Source organism: Anaerotignum sp. MB30-C6, from assembly GCF_030908465.1.
Lineage (GTDB): Bacteria > Bacillota > Clostridia > Lachnospirales > Anaerotignaceae > Chakrabartyella.
Genome location: NZ_CP133078.1, coordinates 2,783,264 through 2,804,155 on the forward strand (window position 1 = coordinate 2,783,264; position 20,892 = coordinate 2,804,155).

Genomic DNA, 20,892 nt, shown 5'->3' on the forward strand with positions numbered 1-20,892 from the left:
GAACATAAACATACTATCTCTGCCCAGATAAAATCCGTTAAAATCTTTTCCTAGTATAACACAATACAAGTAAAAAGGGAACTTTTGTTCTTGCATTTTTCTCACAAAAAAGAGGATTCCTTGGGGAACCCTCTTTGAGAATGAGCAAATTGGCTTTTTCATTTTAACTAAGAACGCTTTTGTTTTCCTATTCCTATACTCCTTTGTAAAACTTGAAAAAGTGAGCTGTTTTAGAACTTCTTTTTAAATATATCAACCTTATCCAGTCTTTCCCAAGGAAGGTCTAAATCTGTACGACCAAAGTGTCCATAAGCTGCTACCTGCTTGTAGATAGGTCTTTTCAAGTCAAAGTTTTTAATGATTGCTGCTGGACGTAAATCAAAGTTTTTCTGAACAATTTCAGTTATTTCTTCATCAGAAATTTTACCTGTCCCATAAGTATTTATGAGGATAGATACTGGCTTAGCAACACCAATTGCGTATGCCAACTGAACTTCACATTTGTTTGCGATACCACTGGCAACGATATTCTTTGCAACGTGTCTTGCTGCGTAGCATGCAGAACGGTCTACCTTTGTGGGGTCTTTGCCGCTGAATGCACCACCGCCATGGGCTGCATAACCACCATAAGTGTCTACGATAATTTTTCTACCTGTTAAACCACTATCTCCCATAGGTCCACCAATTACGAAACGGCCTGTTGGGTTGATATAGTATTTTGTGTTTTCGTCTAAAAGTTCAGCAGGAATTACCTTTTTGATTACATGCTCAATAATATCCCCTCTGATTTGCTCGTTTGTTGCTTCTGGATCATGCTGGGTAGATAATACAACAGTATCTACTCTTGCAGGCTTATCATCAATATATTCCACTGTTACCTGAGACTTACCGTCAGGACGAAGATAGGTTAATGTGCCATTCTTTCTAACTTCTGTTAATCTTCTTGTCAATTTATGAGACAAAGAGATGGGCAGTGGCATAAGCTCCTCTGTTTCGTCACAAGCAAAGCCAAACATCATACCCTGATCTCCGGCACCTGTGTCAAACTCACTGTTATCTTCCCCTGTTTTGTTCTCCAGCGCCTTGTCAACACCCATGGCAATGTCAGGAGACTGACCGTGGATGGAAGTAATTACAGCACAAGTTTCGCTGTCGAAACCATATTTTGCACGGTTATATCCAATTTCATTTAACGTTTCTCTTACAATTTTTTCTACATCAACAAAGGCATTTGTGCTGATTTCACCCATTACAAAAATAACTCCTGTTGTTGTTGCTGTTTCACACGCTACCCTTGCATTGGGATCCTTTGCTAATAATGTGTCCAATACCCCATCGGAAATCTGGTCACAAATTTTATCGGGATGCCCTTCAGTTACGGATTCTGATGTAAATAATCTTCTACTCATTTCATTTCCCTCCTGTAAAATAGATGTTTTTTCTTAGTAAATAGAGTGCAGGGAGAGATGTTTTACTATACTGCCTTGCCATGAGAAAAAAATGGCAAAATGTTGTAATAAAAAAAATACAACTTAATTGGCATAAAAAAAAGCCCCTTCAGGGCTAAAATACATTCTCATCTTCCGTTTGAACCAAACGGGGGAATTGGCACCGATGCGTAAATACGCCGGTTGCCGGGTGTCATAGGGCCCTGTCCCTCAACCACTCTTGATAAGTTCTCTATTTACTTTGGATGCATTATATCATTTTTAAAGACAATCGTCAATGCTTATTTTTCTAAAATGCCTCTAAAATGCAAACTTTTCTTGCCCTTACAAATAAAGTTCCAGTTGACTTTTCCAAGCTTCTATCAGGCGTTGTAAATTCCAAGTAGCATTGGCTGGGCTAGAGGACGGCAAAAGAATCATAGGTATCCCGGTTTCTTTTTCTTGATGCTTTTTATAAAGTCGAAATGCTGTGCCGCCGTTTCCAAATATGGGTATCTGCCCCGTTGTTTTCAAAATTTCACTCAAATCCGTAGGCACCACATTACGTATAGAGCTGTCACTGCTGCCTTGTATATCACAGCTTTTAATCACATCATAAATTGCAATACCCTGTGACAATAAAAGTGCCTTCTTTTCCTCGATGTTTTGAGGCACATCAACCCCCGTCACCTCAGCTAAAACCTTCCAAAAACGGTTTTGGGGATGGCCATAATAAAATTTACTTTCTCGAGACTTTGCGGATGGTGCTGTCCCTAAAATTAGAACCCTGCTATCCGAATTGTAAACCGGAGAAAGTGTTTGAGTTACCCGCTGCCAACCAGCTTCTTTCATAAACTTACCTGCCTTCCTTTTGGATCTTTCTCCATTCCCGAAGCCATGCCTTGTCCTTCAGGGAAACACGATAAGAATCACAAGCTTTTTGTACAAACTTAGACTTTACCTCATAGGATAACCCACAATTCCCCAAATATTCACGAACCATCTCTGGGTCTTTTGCCCACGCTGTAGCCAACAGCCAGGCTTGTCCCATTTGAATATAATAAAAATCAGAATCCACACCATCCGTTTGCCTTAAAACTTCTTGCAAATAGGGCTCCTTTAAATAATAGTCTAATAAAATAATTAGCCCTACCCTTACTACCCAAGGGTTATTCGCCTTTAAATACCCCTTTGCGTGTTCAAAGAAAGCTTCTTCATTTTTCACAACAATCTTTTTTAGGGATGCACAAAAAGTGTCACAGTGAGCCCAGTTCTCCACGTACTCATTGGAATATGTATCACAATAGCTTATGAATTCTTGAAACTCCATGGGTAACGCTGCGGCAACAAGACCATATAATAACCGTTCTTCAAAAGTATCTTTCTGGCATAGGGCAAAAAAATCTTTCCCTGCGACCTTTGCAATCTCTTTCGCCTTTTTGCGCAAAATAGGGATACGAATCCCTATAACAGGCAAAGAGGAACGCAACAACTTTTCTTGAAACAAACGATATTCTTCATCTTGGTTAGAAAGTAACTCTTTGCGAAATACGTTATAGTCTTCCCTGCTCCAGCGATACTCCATTATTTATCTTCCTTTCTTTTTTTGGTATAAGAACAAGCGGCCTTCTTGTGGGAGAAAGCCGCTTGTCCTTAAGGGTTGTTATTGCCATATAACGAAAACATTTTGGGGGGCGTTTTCGCTATATTCGGTACGGCAACAACATGAAGAGATGAAAAGTTTGATTCAAAATAGTTTGACGTTAGGAGAAATCATCAAACTACAGAAACAAGCAATTTAAAGATGCCAATTAGACACCCATATACAAATATACAAAAAGGCGTCAAAACAGTTGTGTTTGTTTTGCGACGCCCTTGTCATAATCATGATTTTTTGTTGCATTGATTTGTGACGCCCTTGTCATAACCATGTATTAATATTGCATCATTTTAGGCCAGTTGTCAATGAAAAATTTACCATATCAATATTTTTTAATTTAAAATTACACCCTCTAAATCCTTTGATTCGGGATAAAACCGTTGTCAACCCGTGTTTTTTTTGTTACCATAATAGAAAATGCCTTAGGGGGAGATTAAATTGAAAATCCAAGAATCAATGGAAAATTATCTGGAAACGATTTATATGCTGGAGAAACAAACAGGTTATGTTCGCTCCATTGATATCGCCACCGCCCTAGGTTTTAGCAAACCCAGTATCAGTAATGCCATGAAAAAACTAAGAACCGACGGCTATATTGAAATGGAAGACCGTGGCTGTATTAAGTTAACAGAAAAGGGTACATCCCTTGCTAAAGATACCTATGAGCGACACTGCGTGATTTCCGAGATTTTGATGTACTTTGGTGTTACAAAAGAAACCGCCTTAGACGATGCTTGCCGTGTGGAGCACGTGATTAGCGAAGAAACCTTTGCAAGCATGAAAAAATTCTTGGAAACACAAAAGGGCAATTAGTGTCACATATGTTCCTTGTCCCATGGCTATTTTATACAGTATAGGTTTTTGCTTTAATAGCCTTAAAGCTTGGAAATCCTAATTTATACACCTAAAACCCCCGTCACATGAATATCTCAGGTGACGGGGGTTTCATCATTCTCATGCCTACATAGAGGTTTTTATTGGAAATATGAGTATCCGTAATATTTTCCACCTTCTACTTGCAGTCCGTGCTTATACTGCAAGATTTCCGAAACAGTTACCAATTGATAACCATTTTTCAATAGGTACGGTACCATCGTTTCCGTTGCTTGGGCACTGGTTTCATAAATCCCATGCATCAAAATTACCTTTCCATCCAGATTCCCTTCACTACGAATGGAACTCATTATCGCATCTGGGTTTTTGGTTCTCCAATCTAAGGTATCCACCGACCACGTTACCATCGCCAAAGGCATATTGGCCTGCACAAACTCATTGCAGTTACCATAAGGCGGACGGAATAGGATGGGCTCGAAGCCTACAGCATTTTGAAAAGCCTCTGCTGTTTTCCTAATATCTTCTGCAATTGCCTCTTGGGAAAGGGTGTTGAAATTCTTGTGAGAATAGGAATGGCTTCCCACCTCGCATCCCAAGACCAACTCCCTTTTCACCGTTTCTGGATATGCCTCTACAAGACTGCCCAAATCAAAAAATGTGGCTACCACATTATGTTTCTCCAAAGTATCTAAAATCCGCTCAGTATGTATTGGGTTTGGTCCATCATCAAAGGTTAAAGCAACCATTGGCTTTTCCGGATCAATCTCCCGCTCCACCTGCTCCACAGGTTCAACAGGAACAACCTCCTCCTCTGCTACAGGCGGCGCCTCAACTCCAACCCCATTTAACATTCCTGCTAATTTGTCATAGGGAATCAATAATTCTACCATGCCCATACTGCCGGGGAAAATGTCATATTGGTCGAAATAAAAAACAACGCCCTCGCTATTCAAAGCAAATCGTTCAAAACGCCCTGCATCTGGTGCCAGTGTGGTTTTATAATTCCCGAAAATCCTATCTTTATATGGCTCATGCTCTGTAAAATATTTGATGGTATATTCTGAGACTGCTTCTAAAAACCCCTCTTTGCGTAGCTCTTTTTCCGTGATACGCTGTCCTGTATTGGTATCAAAATGATAAACGTGTACCCGCTCTATGGGCATCACTTCTTGCCCTAGTTCCTGTGTTTCGTGGAACACAATACAAATTTTATCGTCACTCACTAAGTAGCTATCATAATCCAAATACAAAAACATCTTACAGTCTGTTTGTGATAACCTATTTTTTTCATTTTCATCTTTTAAGTCGTATTTTTCGGTAAACTCTGCCTTTCGTCCTTGCACTACCTCTAGAATTTGATTATTAATCACTTCGTTGGATGTGCGAGGATACTCTAAAACAAAGGCCAAGGGTGCAGCATACTCAATTACTGCTTCCTTCTCACCAATAAGCTGTGCTCTTTCGGGTTTTACAGGCTGCATCGGCCCAACCTGTAACACTAACGGTTCCGCAGCCGCAACAGTGCTATTTTGCCTACAGCCGCATATTCCTAGGGCAACCGCCAATGCCAAAAGGCAAATTGTCCACTTTCTTCTCTTCATTCTACTACTCCTATCTAAAAACTATTTCCAGCAGGGATGGATGTATCTCCCCTTTTCTTTTGTCCTTTTTCCATATTGAATTGCTTCCTTAGGGCACCGATTGGCACAAGCCAAACACATATTGCACTTTTCTTTCATCCAACGGGGAACACCCTTATACATTTGTATACAGCCATCGGTACATACCTTTTCACATAGGCCACATGAAATACAGTCTGAGGTAACATGGAATGGTTTCGTTTTTGTTCCGCCACGTAGGAAGAGAGGGTAGATTACTGTCGTCAAAAATGCAGCTCCCTTTCCCCTTTTCACACGGAAAAAATCTCTTTTTTCCTGCTCAATGGCCCAAGCAATACGCTCCATTGTTTCATTTGCCTCTTCCAATATCTCTTCTTGCTTTGCCAAAGGCTTCACCTTAAACATAACAATATAATTATCAGGCATAACCACAGAAAACCCGCTATCTAGGGCAATTCCTTTTTTCTTCAAAGCGTCTTCTAAAACATCCATAGCATTGCCTGCAGACCCTCCACATGTACATACGCCAAATGTATAGGGTTGTTCTTCGCTGTGCAAGTTAAGTCGTTTCACAAAATCTACGACTGCCTTAGGCGGTGCCCAAGCATATATGGGAAAAACAAAACCCAGCTTCTCATTTTCACCCAAAAAATATTCAGTTTCATTTCTTTGCGTTGCCTGTGCAATATCCACAATCGGCTCCCCAAGTTTATCTGATAAAAATTGAGCTGTAGCATACGAGTTTCCCGTTCCACTAAAATAAAAAATCATTTTCTTGCCCCCTTTTTTTCATTCAAATTGCTACTGTAATCATACCATATTTTCTTGATGAGTAATTGAAGATTTTATTAAATTTTGTAACATTTCAAATGCATTTTTCTCCAGATTTTACTTTGTTTCTTGTTTTCCCATGCTTTATATGCTACACTTTCAGGAAATCTATAAAAAGGAGTATGCCATATGTTAGAAAAAGCAATGATTCTCGCCGCAAACGCCCATATGGGGCAGTTAGACAAAGGGGGGCACCCCTATATTTTGCATCCCATACGTGTTATGTTGGGCTGCAAAAATCTAGACGAAAAAGTGGTGGCCATACTTCACGATACATTGGAAGATTGCGATTTAACTGCCGATGATCTTTTAAGGGAAGGCTTCTCTGAGTATATTGTAGATGCCGTAGTGTGTCTTACCCGCAATGAAAGCGATGACTATATGGAACATATTCAAGAAGTTGCAAAAAATCCTCTGGCAACGGTGGTAAAGCTTTCTGATTTGGCGGATAATATGGATTTAAATCGTCTTCCCGGTTTAACCCCAAAAGACTTTCAGCGATTAGAGCGGTACTTAAGGGCCAAACTGCTTTTAGAAGCTGAACAACAAAAAAGATGTTGCCTTACCAATAAATAAAATTAGAAAGACTTCCCTTCGGGGAAGCCCTTTTTCCTATTCTATCTAAGTAGCCAGATTTCCTTTACGAAAAATCCTTATGAAATAGGCGCTGACCACACAGACAAAACATAACTCTTCGCCTTGATTCTGTGTTTCCTTTTTAAATTTAATTAAAAGCATAATTCTAAAAACGACAACAAAAAACGACTTCCAAACAGAAGCCGTTTTTTCAGAATCATTATACTAAAACATCAGAAGATACGTATAAGATACCATCAACCAACATAGCCGCAGCATCTGCAACCATTTCTTTATCGCCAATCACATACTTTGTTGTACCAATTGTAATTTCCATTGAAACGTCTTCATTTTCTACCAATACGGGCTTTGCCTTACCCTGCCATTTTACATCATAACCCTTACCTTCCGCTGTATCACGTAAAGGAACCAATTCTGCCGTTTCTCCTTCTGTTTCATCTTCAACAACAGGCTTTTCTTCAAGAATCAATACAAAAGAAGGATTGGTTTGGGCAGGAATACTTCTTGTTGTAATATCAAAGAATACAAGAGCATCTTTACCCTTAATGTCATCTGCCTTGAAAACTTTCTTTGTTCCCAATGAACTCTGAATTTCTGTATCTTCACTAATATTTAATACAAGCTTATCTTTTTCACTGAGCAGGTTTTCATCAAAAGATCCAACAACAAAGTTTCCTTTATCTGCATTTGCCACAACGGCAGTTACCTGTCCCAAGAATGGAGGCATACTCATACCCATGGGGCTGTTTACACCATAAATAACAGAAACTTCCATACCTTCTGTTAACTGATCTGCTGTTAAGTAATCACCGCTTTCTCTATCCACAACTACTGTACTAGCAGAAACCATAAATCTTAAACCGCCGCTTTCGTTATCAATTAAAACTTCGTAGGAGCCATCTTCCGTTTTGCTTACGGAAACAATTTTACCATTCTGACTAATATATGCTGCTTCTTTTTCGGTTGTGTCACTTTCATCATTAGTTTCAGTTGCAATTAATAAATTTTCTGCGTTTTTCGTTTCTTTCGCCTGTGCAAAAGCCACTGTGCTTCCTACCATGGCAAACGCCATACCCATTGCCATTGCCTTATTCATATATCTTTTCATATTCATTTCCTCCTTAGATTTCAATCAAAATTTATTTGTTGCTTATATATCCTAAGACGGCAGTCATTTCGTAAAAGTTCCAAAAACATATAAAAAATTATTATAAATTTTATATTTCTTATTTTATCTCAAATTTGAAAATTTATAGTACCAACTTTTTTTAGAAACAAAAATTGGGAATAGCCTTTGCTTATTTTCCAAATACTCTAGTAGATTACTATTATAAATTACCTTATTTTTTAAAATTTTACAGCATATCGACAATTTATTGTACTTTCCACCACTTTATCGTTGCAAGGATAAAAAGAGGGTGCTATAATCTTTCAGGCACAAAAAACCATATGTTAGATTCACAAGAACGAAAAACTATAGTTTTCCGTGCCCAAAGAAGTCATTATCCTATCAGTAATATTTACATTCATATTTTAAGGAGGTTATTATTTTGGAAAACCGAAAAATCATACAGGTGGATGAAAAGGTACCTTTTTCCCTTCTTGCCCCCCTGTCCTTACAGCATATGTTCGCCATGTTTGGTGCAACTGTGTTAGTACCCTTCCTATTTGGTATCAATTCCGCTGTCGTTCTTTTTATGAACGGTCTTGGCACATTACTCTTTATTTTCATCACAAAAGGAAAAGCACCTGCTTACTTGGGTTCAAGTTTCGCATTCTTGGCGCCAGGTCTTTTGATTATTGAGCAGTTTGGTTACCCCTATGCTTTAGGCGGTTTCGTAGTTGTTGGCTTCTGTGGCTGTATTGTTGCCGCAATCATCAGTAAATTTGGTTCCGATTGGATTAATGTCATTTTGCCGCCTGCGGCAATGGGTCCCGTTGTTGCCTTAATCGGCTTGGAATTGGCAGGAACTGCTGCTAACACCGCCGGACTTTTGGCTGAAGGTGGTCCCGCCAGTGCAGATATCATTGTATTTTTAGTTACTTTGGGCGTAGCTGTTTTTGGCTCCGTACTATTCCGTAAATTCTTCGCAGTCATCCCAATTTTAATTGCTGTTATCTGCGGCTATGCTGCCGCTTACTTTGTAGGCCTTGTTGACTTTGGCGTTGTAGCAAAGGCTGGTTGGTTTGCACTTCCCAATTTTTCCACCCCTAAGTTTAGCACAGAAGCCATCATTATCATGCTTCCTGCTCTTTTGGTTATCATTTCCGAACACATTGGCCATCAAATTGTTACAAGTAAAATCATCGGCCATGACTTATTAAAAGATCCAGGTTTACATCGCTCTTTATTTGCCGATAACTTCTCCACCATGTTATCTGGTTTTATCGGTTCCGTACCAACCACAACCTATGGTGAAAATATCGGTGTTATGGCCATCACAAAGGTTTATAGCGTACGTGTAATTGCTGGTGCTGCCATTCTTTCCATTGTTTGTTCTTTTATCGGAAAACTGACCGCATTAATCGGTACAATTCCTGGCCCTGTCATTGGTGGTATTTCCTTCCTGCTTTACGGTATGATTGGTACTTCCGGTTTGCGTATTCTTGTAGATTCCAAAGTAGACTACGATAAGTCCAGAAATATTGCTTTGACTTCTGTAATCTTCGTAGTTGGTCTTTCCGGAATCGCCATCAACTTAGGTAGTATTGCTTTAAGGGGTATGTCCTTGGCTGCTTTGGTTGGTATGGGCTTAAGCTTACTGTTCTATGTATTTGATAGAATGGGTGCAATGAACGATAAATAATAGTATGAAATAGCCTGTATAATTTGGAACATAAAAAAGCCTGTGGTGCAAAATTTGCATACGGGCTTTCTTTTTTAAATAAGAGTTGTTCGGGGCAGTTTCCCCACCCTTTACCTTCTATTTTGCAAAAGTTTAATTTCACTTTTAGTCAATTTCAAAGGCATAGTAACATCCTATCTTTTTAAATAACCTATGTAGCTAAAATGACTCTTTTCCTAGGCTTTTCTTTCATTTACTTTTCCCGAAATTTCTTCTATTTCCATGCGACAAACACCTGTATACTTTATCCTTGGTTCAATATAGGAAAGGTGTTGGTCTGATACGTCAGGGGTATAGCGTTTGCAAATTAGCAATAATGCCAGAAGCTTTTCCTCTTCATCTTCTATCATCTTAGCAGACCCTTCAACCACGGCACTTTCGAAACGAACAGTAAATGCCTCCTGCTCCACGTTGGACTTCCTTACAAAGCTCATACAAACCTTGGGGTTTTCCTTGATATTATCGAGCTTTCGTCCCTCTAATGCACAATGAAAATAAATATACTTTTCGTGTAAAACATGACTCACTGCCACCGCATAGGGCGTTCCGTCCAAGCCCGCTGTACTGAGCATACCATACTCACTATTTTGAATAATCGCTCTTGCTTTTTCTTCCGATACCAATCTGTCTTTACGACGCATTTCACGTTTCATAATACCCCTCCTTTTTTCCATAGTTTAACATAGATTTTTTTATATTCAAACTTATTTTTCCTTTGTTTTGGTACAGAATATCATTGATATGGAAATCAATGTTGACATTATCTGCTAAAAGGAATAAACTCAATATAGTTATTCCCCACTAACTAAGCGGAGGTAAAAAAATGAAGGAAAAATTTAACGTAACTGGAATGACTTGTTCTGCCTGCTCTGCTCATGTTGAAAAAAGCGTGGGCAAACTGGAAGGCGTTCAGTCTGTAAATGTAAATCTACTGCAAAACTCCATGAATGTCACCTTTGAACCGGAGGTTGTAGATACTGCCGCAATTATTCAAGCAGTAAAAAGCGGCGGATATGGTGCTTCCTTGGCTGATGCAAAAAAAGAGGCTCCAACACCACAAAATATAGCGGCCGACGAAATGAAGGAGATGAAATTCAGACTTGTTTCTTCTTTCTGTTTCTTAATTCCCCTATTCTATATTTCCATGGGGCACATGATGGGTGCACCCTTACCAGCAATTCTCTTAGGGGAAGAAAATATCTTGATTTTTGCTTTGTTACAGCTATTCTTAACCCTTCCCGTACTATTCATTAACAAAAAATACTTTACGGTTGGTTTTAAAGCACTCTGGAATCGTTCTCCTAATATGGACTCTCTCATCGCCTTAGGCTCTGCAGCATCGGTGCTTTACAGCGTGTTTGCCATTTTTGCCATGGCATATTATATGGGTCGGGGCGACCTGATGCATGCCCACCACTACGGTATGGAGCTATATTTTGAGTCGGCAGCCATGATTCTTACCTTAATTACAGTAGGTAAATATATGGAAACCCGCTCCAAGGGTAAAACATCAGAAGCAATTAGCAAATTAATGAACTTGGCACCAAAAATGGCAACGGTTGTGAAAAACGGTGAAGAAGTGGAAGTACCCATTGAGGAAGTCCATGAAGGCGATATGGTTATCGTACGCCCCGGTCAAAGCATCCCTGTGGATGGCACCATTATGGAAGGTTTTTCTGCCGTTGACGAAAGTGCAATCACTGGGGAAAGCATTCCTGTAGAAAAACAAGCTGGGGACGCTGTCATCGGTGCCACGGTAAACAAAAGCGGATACTTTAAAATGACCGCAACCCGTGTTGGGAAGGATACAACCCTTTCCCAGATTATTAACCTTGTGGAAGAAGCAGGTGCCTCCAAAGCACCAATTGCTAAGCTAGCGGATAAAGTAAGTGGTGTTTTTGTTCCAATTGTCATTGGTATTTCCTTAATTTCAGCCATCATTTGGCTCATTGCTGGGCAAACCTTTGCCTTTGCATTATCTATTGGTATCGCCGTTTTGGTTATTTCTTGCCCTTGTGCTTTAGGCTTGGCAACACCCACGGCAATTATGGTTGGAACGGGCAAAGGAGCGGAAAACGGTATTTTAATTAAATCCGCAGAAAGCTTGGAAATCGCCCATGAGTTAAATACTGTTGTATTGGATAAAACAGGTACTCTAACAGAAGGAAAGCCAAAGGTTACAGATGTAATCCCTGCCAAAGGTGTACTAAAAAACCCCTTCTTAAGGCTGGTAGCATCCTTGGAAGTCTTGTCAGAACACCCTCTGGCAGAAGCTGTAGTTGAATATGCAAAAGAAAATGACATCAACATGGTAACAGCAAAAAACTTATTGGCAACCCCAGGGCAAGGCATTGAAGCGGAAATTGAAGGCAAAATAATTTGCGGTGGTAACCTAAAAATGATGCAAGAAAAAAATATTAATATTGGGGAGTATCTAAAAAAAGGGGAAGACCTTGCCAATGAAGGAAAAACACCCTTATACTTTGCAGAAGGCAACAAATTCTTAGGGGTATTAGCCTTAGCCGATACTTTAAAAGCAAGCAGCAAGGATGCCGTTGACGCCTTTCATCGTATGGGCATTGATGTGGTCATGCTAACGGGGGATAACCAAAAAACGGCTGATGCCATTGCAAAAAAACTAGGCATCCATGCCATTGCTGACGTTTTACCCCAAGATAAAGAGCAGGAAGTTCGTCGATTGCAGGAATTGGGCAAAAAAGTAGCCATGGTAGGCGATGGTATCAATGATGCCCCTGCATTAACCCGTGCCGATGTGGGCGTTGCCATTGGTGCAGGCACCGATGTGGCCATGGAATCTGCAGATATTATCTTAATGAAAAGCGATTTGATGGATGCAGTAACCGCCGTACAGCTAAGCCATGCAACCATACGGAACATCAAGCAAAATCTATTCTGGGCATTCTTCTACAACACCCTAGGGATTCCCTTGGCAGCAGGTATCTTCTACCCCGTCTTCGGATTGAAGTTAAACCCTATGTTTGCTGCAGCTGCCATGAGCTTTAGCTCCGTATTCGTTGTTGGTAACGCTTTGCGACTAAAGCTATTCCGCCCTCAAAAACATAGTTCAGATGTAGATCTAAGTAAAACAACACAAGTACAAAAGGAGGAAATCAGTATGAAAAAGGTATTAAAAATTGAAGGTATGTCCTGCGGACATTGCACAGGCAGGGTTGAAAAAGCGTTGAACGAGCTGGATGGTGTTTCCGCCGTGGTAAGCTTGGATGAAAAAAGTGCAACCGTTTCTCTGGCGAAAGACGTTAGTGACGAAACTTTGATTAAAACGGTTACCGACGCAGGGTATGAGGTTGTAGATATTCAGTAGGATAATCAAAAACAAAAACTCTATTAACTCTGCTAATATAAGCAAAAAAAATCCCGTATTACAAGATAAAACCTGCAATACGGGATTTTCATTATTTCCCTTTGGCTGTAAAAAACACTAGCTAAATCGGTAAGAATAAGCGGCTTATTACGCTTCTTACGATTTAGAAATACATATGAGGTGAACGACACGCTCCTTCTAACCAGAGCAAAGACAAGGTTTGATGGTTTAGCCCCCTGTAGGGGTGGGTGATTCGAACTCCCCCTTTAAAGATGGCCTTTTTTGAATATCAAGGCCCTTTCCCGCCCTAAGGCAAGTTTTACTTTGAAAGAACAACCACTCACTGTTCATATCTTTCCAAGTACTTTCGCAAAAGGCCTTCCATTTCATCCAAACTTTCCGTATAGTTTAAGTTTCCCCGCAACTCAGCAACCCCAGGAAGTCCCTTCATATACCAGGCCATATGCTTACGCATTTCTCGAATGCCAACGTATTCCCCTTTGTACTCAATCAACATCTTTGCATGACGCAGTGCCTTTTCTACCCTTTCATAGGCTGTGGGTTCAGATAAAATCTCCCCTGTTTTTAAATAGTGCAAAATCCTTTTGAATATCCAAGGGTTCCCTTGGGCACCACGCCCCACCATAATGGCATCGCAGCCCGTATGCTCAAATAAGTTTTTGGCATCCTGGGGTGTAAATACATCCCCATTTCCAATAACAGGTATAGATACAGCCTCTTTTACTTGGCGAATGATGTCCCAGTCTGCCTTACCGCTATAATACTGCTCTCTGGTCCTTCCATGGACTGCTACCGCCGCTGCTCCATTGGCCTCAGCAATTTTTGCAATTTCGGGGGCATTAATATGGTTATCATCAAAACCCTTGCGAAACTTAATAGTAACAGGCTTACTTTGGCCTTCTACCAAAGCCTTTACAATTTCCCCTACCCGATAGGGATCTTTCGTCAAAGCACTACCCTCACCATTTTTTACAATTTTGGGTGCAGGACACCCCATGTTTACATCTATAATATCAAAGGGATATTCCTGTATTTTCTTAGCCATCTCCCCTAAAATTTGGGGATCAGATCCAAAAAGCTGAATTGCCGTAGGTCGTTCTGCCGCCTCAACTGTCAGCAGTTCTGTCGTGTTTTTATTATCATATAAAATTCCTTTTGCACTAACCATTTCAGAATAAACCAAACCGCAGCCCATTTCTTTACACAAAAGCCGAAAGGGCAAATCTGTCACTCCAGCCATGGGTGCCAAAAAAACATTATTTTCAAGTTCAACCGTTCCAATTCGCATGGTAACACCTCCAATCTTTCCTCGGTTCTTAATCATACCAAACATTTTTATCCCTTGCAAGAAAAAAGACGAGGCATCCCCGTCTTTTCTACTATCTATTTTTTTGATATAAAATTTTTAGCCCTTTCAGTGTCAAAACAGGATCTAAAATATCGAAAATCTTCTTATCCGGGTCAATCACCCGTGCTAAGCCACCTGTTGCAATAACCTTCATATTTGGTATGTCAAGCTGTTCTTTGAGTTGTTGAACGATATACTTTGTTTGCCCAATATGACCAATCACCAGCCCTGCTTGTATACTTCCAACTGTATTTTTCACAACAATTGATTTTGGCTTTTTAATTTCAATTTTAGGAAGCTGTGCTGCCCTTTGGTACAAGGCCTCTGCACAAATGGAAATACCCGGCGTAATCAGCCCTGTAATGAACTCAGAATTGTCGTTTATTACATCAAAGGTATTGGCAGTGCCATAGTCAATAACCACCGCAGGCCCGCCATAAATCTCATTTGCCGCCACCAAATTTACAATACGATCTGCTCCCACTGCTTTGGGGTTGTCCCGCTTGATTACAATGCCAGTTTTCATTCCGGCACTTACAATCATAGGGTCTATATGAAAATATTTCCGAATACCTTGGGTCAATGAATACATAATATCAGGGACTACCGAGGAGATAATCACAGCTTCTATACGTTTTATATCAAAGCCTGCTGTTTCAAAAAGGCCATACAGGAAAATACCCGTTTCGTCCGCCGTTTTGCTGCTTCCCGTTGCCATTCGCCAACATTTTACCAGCTTTTCCCCGTGGTAAACACCTAAAACATAATTTGTATTCCCCACATCTATTACTAGAAGCATTTACGTTCCCCCTGTCGTCTATTCTTATTCTTCTCGTAAATGAGCCGTAACCCATGCAACGCAAGAACAGGGTCATAGACATCAAATATTTCTCCGTGTTCATCGATTACTTTGGCCAGACCACCGGTGGCAATCACTTTTAACCCAGGAATGTCCAATTCCTCACGGATACACTCAATCATATGAATGGTTTCCCCTATATGACTGATGACAAGTCCCGCCTGCATACTATCTACAGTGGTTTTTGTAATAATGCTTTCCGGAGCAACAATTTCAAACTTAGGTAAATTTGCCGCCCTTAGGTATAACGCCTCTGCACAAACCTGAAGCCCCGGTGCTGTAATACCCGTTATAAACTCACCGTCTTCACTCACAACGTCAAACGTCGTGGCTGTGCTGTAATCAATGACGATGGCTGGTCCGCCGTATCTCTCGAATGCTGACACTAGATTTACGATACGATCCGTTCCCATCTCTTTGGGGTTCTCCATCCTTAGATTAATGCCTGTTTTCATTCCCGAACGAATAATCATGGCTTCATGCTTCAGATACTTTCGAATCCCGTTGGTTAAAGAATATATTACGTTAGGAACAACAGAAGATACAATAACTGCATCAATATCCATTACCGAAAGATCGGAATGGTTGAATAACGAACGAATTAATATGCCCGTTTCATCGGAAGTTCTGGAACTTACCGTGGATAGTCTCCAATTAGCCACAAGTTCCTCTCCATCAAATACGCCTAAAACTGTGTTGGTATTACTTACATCGATTACTAATATCATTTTGCCCTCTCCTCAAAACCAAAGATTAAAAAAGTGCGGACTGATCCGCACCTTTGCCATTTCCCTTAGTTTGAACGAATCCTTTTATATAATACTTTTTTTAGTGTTTTGGAAACTGCCCCACCAACAATACATGTTGCCGGCATTTCCAACAGACCATTGACGCCGACAAAAGTAAGAACAAAAGCAAAAATGCTTAGGTCCCCTATGCTTGCATTAATAGACTGTATGTACTCTGTATTCCAAAAAAACAGAATCAATGCACCCATAAACAGTAGGGTATTTAATAATGCTGCAATGAATCCACCAATAAAATAACAAGCCATTTTATGGGCATCCAATTTTTCTATCCCTTTAAAAATCACCCCTGTAAGCCACCCGACCAAAGCTCTTGTAGGCACACATACAATAAAGGTTAAAAAGGGATTGATTCCTAATAGCGCTGCACCAAAAGGACTCATACCAAAACACTGATAAAAACTAGTTAGTCCAAATACAGTGCCCAACAGCAGCCCCGCCTTCGGCCCAATAATCATTGCTCCGATTGCAACAGGAATGGTAATCAAAGATACCTCTAAACCTGCCGTTCGAAGATAACCTAAGGGCGTAAAAGACATCAACAAAATAATGGCAATCATCATACCAGTCGTTGTTAAATCCTTTACGGAAAGCCTGCTCCCACTTACTGCCACCGCTTGTCCATTCATTGTAATTACTCCTTTCATTCTCACTCTTATGCCCCGCATAACGGAAGATATAAGATTACTAGGTTTTCATTGCTAAGACTACTAAACATTCGAAGTATATCTGGCTATGGTTTAACCATGACATCTTACCCTGATTTTCCTTAGGAATCTTACCATGCACCATTATAACAGCTAATGAAATAATTACAATATATTTTTATTATTTTTGTTAATTTTTGTACAATGTTTCGTCATTTTTTGACTTATTTAAAAACTCCGCCTTCAAATTTTCCCCTTCTTTTGTAAAATATATAGTAAACCATACCTTTAAAGAAACCAAAAGTTCCTTTTGTGTGCGAAAAAGTTCTTTGATTTCTAATTCTGCACCAATTTCATCAAAGTCAAAATCATCTTCTCTCTTTACAGTTTTAAAATAAATTTCTCCATCTTCATGAAATCCCATCAAAAAAGTACAGCACAGTTTTTGCGCCTTTGTAACACAAATCATACGCACTTCCTCCTGAATGGATTCGGGAAGTGCCTGAAACTTTGGCTCCAAGTAGTATTTTTGTTTTTCATAGCTTGCCGCCGCTAAAACCAACTCACTCACCTTACTTACCTCCTCTAATGGATACCTCGCCGGAGAACACAACCTCCCGCTTTCCAGTATCCTTTCTTATTACAACTAACTCTCCATCCTCAGTGATATCCTGGGCATGGGCATAAAAGGTTTCTTTCCCTAAAACTTTGACATCTTGATGAATGGTTATACATTTTTCTTTGTATCTTGAAAGGAAAGGCTTAAAACTACAATGGGCCTTCATAAGCTCATCGTACAACTTTTCAAAGTTCAACAAAACCCTTTGCAAAATATTTTTTCTTGAAAAAGTTCTGCCACTTTCTATATAGAGGGAAGTTGCAACATCCCTCAATCCTTCTGGGAATTCCGTTGTGTTCACGTTAATGCCGATTCCAACGATCAAAAAGTGGGTTTCTTGCATTTCACAGTGCATCTCCGTAAGAATTCCTACCAGTTTCTTTCCATTTAATAAGATATCATTGGGCCACTTAATTTGAGGGTTCATCCCTGTATCTTCTTCTAAGGCTTGGCAAACGGCCAGCCCCGCCAATAGGGTAAGAATAGATGCCTCTGAAGGAAGAATGGAGGGACGCAGCAATATACTCATCCAAACGCCAGTACCAGCAGGTGCTTCCCAAGGACGTCCACGTCTTCCCCTTCCCGCTGTCATTTGCTCTGCTACGGCAATAGTGCCCTCTGGGGAACCTTCAAGGGCAAGGTCCCGCAAGCGGCCATTGGTAGTGTCTGTTTCTTTGTAAAAATAGATGGGTCGTCCTATTTTTTTTGTCAATAACCCTTGGGAAATCTCCTTTTCATTATACATGGTATCATGCAAAATTAAACGATAACCCTTATTGGTTACGGCCTCTATTTCATAGCCTTCTTCCCGCAACTTCTTTATTCCCTTCCAAACGGCTGCCCGACTAATATCCAACTGCTTGCCAACATCTTCCCCGGAAAGGAAACCTTGTTCTCGACGTAAAATCTCTAAAATTCGGTACATAAAAATAACCTCCGTCAAAAAAAGAGCGTCATGAGACGCTCTTCGTTAATCTTACGCTTTTGCCTTGTCACTTACACGGCTCATAAATTTTTTCAAATCAATAATAGCACGACCATGTGTGCCTTCACAAATTTTATCAACTTCATCATAAGCTTTAATCTGGAATGTCAAAAGCTTACCGTTTACTTCTGACAACTCTACTACCACCCGAACCTTCATACCAACGGGAGTAGCAGCCATATGCTTAAACTCAAAAGATGTGCCAACAGTTTCCCAACCTTCAGGAAGAAAGGGCTTAACTGCACCAATTGATGTGCCTTCAATCCATGATAATAGTCTAGGGGACGCAAAAACAGGTACATTATCGTTGCCGAAAACAGTTGCTGTATCTGCCTCCTCCACGATATATTCTCTTTCAAAAGTGATGCCAGGTACAATGTTGTTAAACTCCATTATTCATGCTCCTCTCTCTCTTCATTTGTGTTCTGGGAATCAAAGATTTCCTTTATGTCTTCCGCTGCAATGCCTAAAATTTCATTCCGAACCTTTGGATCAAATAATGCACGGAATTCATCACCTGTAATTTTTTCCTTCTCTACAAGCAACTTCGCAGAAGCATGTAACACTTCCATGTTTTCTTTTAAAATCCGTAGCGCTTCGTCGTATGCATGGGTTATGATGCGATTCACCTCATGATCAATGGTTGTGGCAACAGCCTCACTATAGTTTCGCTGCTGGCCCCAATCTCTGCCAATGAATACCTCGTTGCTCTCCTCGCCAAATTGAATCGGCCCAAGAACGTCACTCATACCGTATTTTGTAACCATGTTTCTTGCCATGGCTGTGGCTCGTTCAATATCATTGGACGCACCCGTAGTAATATCTTTAATTACAATATACTCTGCGGCACGACCACCCAAGAAACTGATGATATCCTGCTCCATATACATCTTGGTCATATACATTTTATCCTCCCCTGGCAAAGGCATGGTATAACCACCAGCCATACCCGTAGGGATAATAGAAATGCTATGAACAGGGTCTAACTCGCTTAAAACTTCAAACAAAATGGCATGGCCGCTTTCATGATATGCGGTAATATACTTTTCCTTCTCAGAGATAACTCTTGTCTTTTTCTCAGTACCAACACCAATTTTAATCAGTGCCCTTTGGATTTCTTCCATATCAATTTCTGCCTTGTTTGCTCTGGCTGACAATAAAGCCGCTTCATTCAAAAGGTTTGCCAAATCCGCACCGGTAAAGCCCGCTGTTGTCTGGGCAACTACTTTCAAGTCAACCTCAGCTGCCAAAGGCTTGCCTTTAGAGTGCACTCTTAAAATGGCTTCTCTGCCCTTCACGTCAGGTCTGCCTACATAAACCTGTCTGTCAAAACGACCAGGACGCAACAACGCAGGGTCTAAGATATCTGCACGGTTGGTAGCAGCAATGATAATGATACTTTCATTGATACCGAAACCGTCCATTTCAACCAACAACTGGTTTAAGGTTTGCTCTCTTTCATCATGCCCACCGCCAAGGCCTGCACCTCTACGACGACCTACGGCATCAATCTCGTCAATAAAAACGATACTTGGTGCATTTTTCTTCGCTTGTTCAAACAAGTCACGTACACGGGATGCACCGACACCCACAAACATTTCAACGAAGTCAGAACCTGAAATACTAAAGAATGGTACTCCCGCTTCCCCAGCAACGGCTTTGGCAAGCAATGTTTTACCTGTTCCTGGAGGGCCAACCAAAAGCACACCCTTTGGAATACGTGCACCTAAATCCGTAAACTTCTGAGGTGTACGAAGGAAATGAACCAACTCTTCAAGCTCGGCCTTTTCTTCATCACATCCAGCAACATTTTCAAATGTAACTTTATTTTCACCTTCAACACTCATCTTGGCTTTGCTTTTTCCAAAGTTAGCCATTTTTCCGCCGCCGCCTTGCAACTTATTAAACAACAGCATAAAGAAGAGAACCATAACAATCATCATAATCAAAGAAGGTAATAACGCCGAAAGCAAACTTTCTTTCTGCACATCTTTAACCGAAGTATTGATACTACTGCCCCCAGCAGTTTTTTCGTCTACACGTTCTTGGAATGTTGAAATACTTGGTACATTAACACTAATCACTTGACCATCTGCTAAAGTAGCCTCTGCCGTACCAAAATCACTGACCTCTTTGCTTCTGGTGATTGTAATATCCTTTACATTTTCCTCTTCAATATCTTTTATGAGGTCGCTGTAATCATACGCCTTTTGATCCTTCTGAGGTGGCGCAATCCCCTCGTTATTGAAGGCCAAAGCAGCCAAAATAATAACAAAAATCAACGCATACAGCCCAATGGGCTTCCAGTATTTATTCAATAGATTCCCTCCTGTTATTTCTCAAATCGAATTTTTTCATATCTCCATTTTTAATCCGTACTAGTTTTTAATTTTATCATATCTCAATAAAAAAGGCGATAAGGTACAATAAATTGCGCAAATTTGAAAAGG

General features: G+C 40.4%; 19 protein-coding genes and 1 riboswitch. Of the genes, 4 read left to right on the forward strand and 15 right to left on the reverse strand.

Annotated features, from left to right (window positions below):
* Window positions 1-230: 230 nt before the first annotated feature.
* The 3 genes from metK to RBQ60_RS13570 form a co-directional block, all read right to left on the reverse strand.
* Window positions 231-1,409, reverse strand: a complete 1,179-nt coding sequence (gene metK / locus RBQ60_RS13560; protein WP_307884208.1) for a methionine adenosyltransferase — start codon at window positions 1,407-1,409, stop codon at window positions 231-233.
* A 164-nt stretch (window positions 1,410-1,573) separates the two neighbouring features.
* A riboswitch (SAM riboswitch) is annotated at window positions 1,574-1,678 on the reverse strand.
* Between the two features lie 94 nt (window positions 1,679-1,772).
* Window positions 1,773-2,279 (reverse strand): DNA-deoxyinosine glycosylase, encoded by a 507-nt coding sequence (locus tag RBQ60_RS13565; RefSeq protein WP_307884209.1) that lies wholly within the window; start codon window positions 2,277-2,279, stop codon window positions 1,773-1,775.
* Window positions 2,280-2,283: 4 nt separating this feature from the next.
* A complete protein-coding gene (locus RBQ60_RS13570; RefSeq protein WP_307884210.1) occupies window positions 2,284-3,012 on the reverse strand; it encodes a DNA alkylation repair protein in 729 nt (242 codons plus the stop codon).
* 513 nt (window positions 3,013-3,525) lie between these two features.
* Between RBQ60_RS13570 and RBQ60_RS13575 the strand changes: the two genes are divergently transcribed.
* Complete coding sequence (locus RBQ60_RS13575; protein WP_307884211.1) at window positions 3,526-3,900, forward strand: metal-dependent transcriptional regulator; 375 nt, start codon at window positions 3,526-3,528, stop codon at window positions 3,898-3,900.
* A 161-nt stretch (window positions 3,901-4,061) separates the two neighbouring features.
* Here RBQ60_RS13575 and RBQ60_RS13580 read toward each other — a convergent pair whose 3' ends face one another.
* Together RBQ60_RS13580 and RBQ60_RS13585 are read right to left on the reverse strand one after the other, a co-directional pair.
* Window positions 4,062-5,522 carry a polysaccharide deacetylase family protein gene (locus tag RBQ60_RS13580; RefSeq protein ID WP_307884212.1) on the reverse strand — a complete coding sequence of 487 codons (1,461 nt, stop codon included), beginning with the start codon at window positions 5,520-5,522 and terminating at the stop codon, window positions 4,062-4,064.
* 21 nt (window positions 5,523-5,543) lie between these two features.
* Window positions 5,544-6,311 (reverse strand): EFR1 family ferrodoxin, encoded by a 768-nt coding sequence (locus RBQ60_RS13585; RefSeq protein WP_307884213.1) that lies wholly within the window; start codon window positions 6,309-6,311, stop codon window positions 5,544-5,546.
* 189 nt (window positions 6,312-6,500) lie between these two features.
* Here RBQ60_RS13585 and RBQ60_RS13590 point away from each other — a divergent pair, with 189 nt between their 5' ends.
* A complete protein-coding gene (locus tag RBQ60_RS13590; RefSeq protein WP_307884214.1) occupies window positions 6,501-6,947 on the forward strand; it encodes a GTP pyrophosphokinase in 447 nt (148 codons plus the stop codon).
* 220 nt (window positions 6,948-7,167) lie between these two features.
* Here the strand turns inward: RBQ60_RS13590 and RBQ60_RS13595 are convergent, their stop codons facing one another.
* Window positions 7,168-8,076: a copper amine oxidase N-terminal domain-containing protein gene (locus RBQ60_RS13595; RefSeq protein WP_307884215.1), complete on the reverse strand. Its 909-nt coding sequence runs from the start codon at window positions 8,074-8,076 to the stop codon at window positions 7,168-7,170.
* Between the two features lie 442 nt (window positions 8,077-8,518).
* Here RBQ60_RS13595 and uraA point away from each other — a divergent pair, with 442 nt between their 5' ends.
* Window positions 8,519-9,775, forward strand: a complete 1,257-nt coding sequence (uraA, locus tag RBQ60_RS13600; protein WP_307884216.1) for a uracil permease — start codon at window positions 8,519-8,521, stop codon at window positions 9,773-9,775.
* Between the two features lie 215 nt (window positions 9,776-9,990).
* On the opposite strand, the gene RBQ60_RS13605 is transcribed toward uraA, so the two are convergent.
* The gene (locus tag RBQ60_RS13605; RefSeq protein ID WP_307884217.1) at window positions 9,991-10,467 is read right to left on the reverse strand and encodes a pyridoxamine 5'-phosphate oxidase family protein; all 477 of its coding nucleotides are present in this window, start codon (window positions 10,465-10,467) and stop codon (window positions 9,991-9,993) included.
* Window positions 10,468-10,637: 170 nt separating this feature from the next.
* On the opposite strand from RBQ60_RS13605, the gene RBQ60_RS13610 reads away from it, so the two are divergent.
* Window positions 10,638-13,157: a heavy metal translocating P-type ATPase gene (locus RBQ60_RS13610; protein ID WP_307884218.1), complete on the forward strand. Its 2,520-nt coding sequence runs from the start codon at window positions 10,638-10,640 to the stop codon at window positions 13,155-13,157.
* Between the two features lie 340 nt (window positions 13,158-13,497).
* Here RBQ60_RS13610 and dusB read toward each other — a convergent pair whose 3' ends face one another.
* From dusB to ftsH, 8 genes are all read right to left on the reverse strand, one after another.
* On the reverse strand, window positions 13,498-14,466 hold the full coding sequence (dusB, locus tag RBQ60_RS13615) for a tRNA dihydrouridine synthase DusB (protein ID WP_307884219.1): 969 nt from the start codon (window positions 14,464-14,466) through the stop codon (window positions 13,498-13,500).
* Window positions 14,467-14,557: 91 nt separating this feature from the next.
* Complete coding sequence (locus RBQ60_RS13620) at window positions 14,558-15,325, reverse strand: type III pantothenate kinase (RefSeq protein ID WP_307884220.1); 768 nt, start codon at window positions 15,323-15,325, stop codon at window positions 14,558-14,560.
* Window positions 15,316-16,113: a type III pantothenate kinase gene (locus RBQ60_RS13625; protein WP_307884221.1), complete on the reverse strand. Its 798-nt coding sequence runs from the start codon at window positions 16,111-16,113 to the stop codon at window positions 15,316-15,318. The genes RBQ60_RS13620 and RBQ60_RS13625 overlap by 10 nt, the downstream gene beginning before the upstream one ends.
* Window positions 16,114-16,178: 65 nt before the next feature.
* Window positions 16,179-16,820 (reverse strand): ECF transporter S component, encoded by a 642-nt coding sequence (locus tag RBQ60_RS13630; protein WP_307884222.1) that lies wholly within the window; start codon window positions 16,818-16,820, stop codon window positions 16,179-16,181.
* A 208-nt stretch (window positions 16,821-17,028) separates the two neighbouring features.
* Window positions 17,029-17,409, reverse strand: coding sequence for a DUF6145 family protein (locus RBQ60_RS13635; protein WP_307884223.1), 381 nt, complete (start codon window positions 17,407-17,409; stop codon window positions 17,029-17,031).
* Window position 17,410: 1 nt separating this feature from the next.
* The gene (locus RBQ60_RS13640; protein ID WP_307884224.1) at window positions 17,411-18,382 is read right to left on the reverse strand and encodes a biotin--[acetyl-CoA-carboxylase] ligase; all 972 of its coding nucleotides are present in this window, start codon (window positions 18,380-18,382) and stop codon (window positions 17,411-17,413) included.
* A gap of 51 nt (window positions 18,383-18,433) precedes the next feature.
* Window positions 18,434-18,835, reverse strand: a complete 402-nt coding sequence (locus RBQ60_RS13645) for a thioesterase family protein (protein ID WP_307884225.1) — start codon at window positions 18,833-18,835, stop codon at window positions 18,434-18,436.
* Window positions 18,835-20,760 carry an ATP-dependent zinc metalloprotease FtsH gene (ftsH, locus tag RBQ60_RS13650; protein WP_307884226.1) on the reverse strand — a complete coding sequence of 642 codons (1,926 nt, stop codon included), beginning with the start codon at window positions 20,758-20,760 and terminating at the stop codon, window positions 18,835-18,837. The genes RBQ60_RS13645 and ftsH overlap by 1 nt, the downstream gene beginning before the upstream one ends.
* Between the last annotated feature and the right edge of the window lie 132 nt (window positions 20,761-20,892).

What these genes read in the sequence shown, in the direction of transcription:
- metK (WP_307884208.1), bottom strand. Translation starts at nt 1,409, where the DNA reads ATGAGTAGAAGATTATTTACATCAGAATCCGTAACTGAAGGGCATCCC.
- RBQ60_RS13565 (WP_307884209.1), bottom strand. Translation starts at nt 2,279, where the DNA reads ATGAAAGAAGCTGGTTGGCAGCGGGTAACTCAAACACTTTCTCCGGTT.
- RBQ60_RS13570 (WP_307884210.1), bottom strand. Translation starts at nt 3,012, where the DNA reads ATGGAGTATCGCTGGAGCAGGGAAGACTATAACGTATTTCGCAAAGAG.
- RBQ60_RS13580 (WP_307884212.1), bottom strand. Translation starts at nt 5,522, where the DNA reads ATGAAGAGAAGAAAGTGGACAATTTGCCTTTTGGCATTGGCGGTTGCC.
- RBQ60_RS13585 (WP_307884213.1), bottom strand. Translation starts at nt 6,311, where the DNA reads ATGATTTTTTATTTTAGTGGAACGGGAAACTCGTATGCTACAGCTCAA.
- RBQ60_RS13590 (WP_307884214.1), top strand. Translation starts at nt 6,501, where the DNA reads ATGTTAGAAAAAGCAATGATTCTCGCCGCAAACGCCCATATGGGGCAG.
- RBQ60_RS13595 (WP_307884215.1), bottom strand. Translation starts at nt 8,076, where the DNA reads ATGAAAAGATATATGAATAAGGCAATGGCAATGGGTATGGCGTTTGCC.
- RBQ60_RS13605 (WP_307884217.1), bottom strand. Translation starts at nt 10,467, where the DNA reads ATGAAACGTGAAATGCGTCGTAAAGACAGATTGGTATCGGAAGAAAAA.
- RBQ60_RS13610 (WP_307884218.1), top strand. Translation starts at nt 10,638, where the DNA reads ATGAAGGAAAAATTTAACGTAACTGGAATGACTTGTTCTGCCTGCTCT.
- dusB (WP_307884219.1), bottom strand. Translation starts at nt 14,466, where the DNA reads ATGCGAATTGGAACGGTTGAACTTGAAAATAATGTTTTTTTGGCACCC.
- RBQ60_RS13620 (WP_307884220.1), bottom strand. Translation starts at nt 15,325, where the DNA reads ATGCTTCTAGTAATAGATGTGGGGAATACAAATTATGTTTTAGGTGTT.
- RBQ60_RS13625 (WP_307884221.1), bottom strand. Translation starts at nt 16,113, where the DNA reads ATGATATTAGTAATCGATGTAAGTAATACCAACACAGTTTTAGGCGTA.
- RBQ60_RS13630 (WP_307884222.1), bottom strand. Translation starts at nt 16,820, where the DNA reads ATGAATGGACAAGCGGTGGCAGTAAGTGGGAGCAGGCTTTCCGTAAAG.
- RBQ60_RS13640 (WP_307884224.1), bottom strand. Translation starts at nt 18,382, where the DNA reads ATGTACCGAATTTTAGAGATTTTACGTCGAGAACAAGGTTTCCTTTCC.
- RBQ60_RS13645 (WP_307884225.1), bottom strand. Translation starts at nt 18,835, where the DNA reads ATGGAGTTTAACAACATTGTACCTGGCATCACTTTTGAAAGAGAATAT.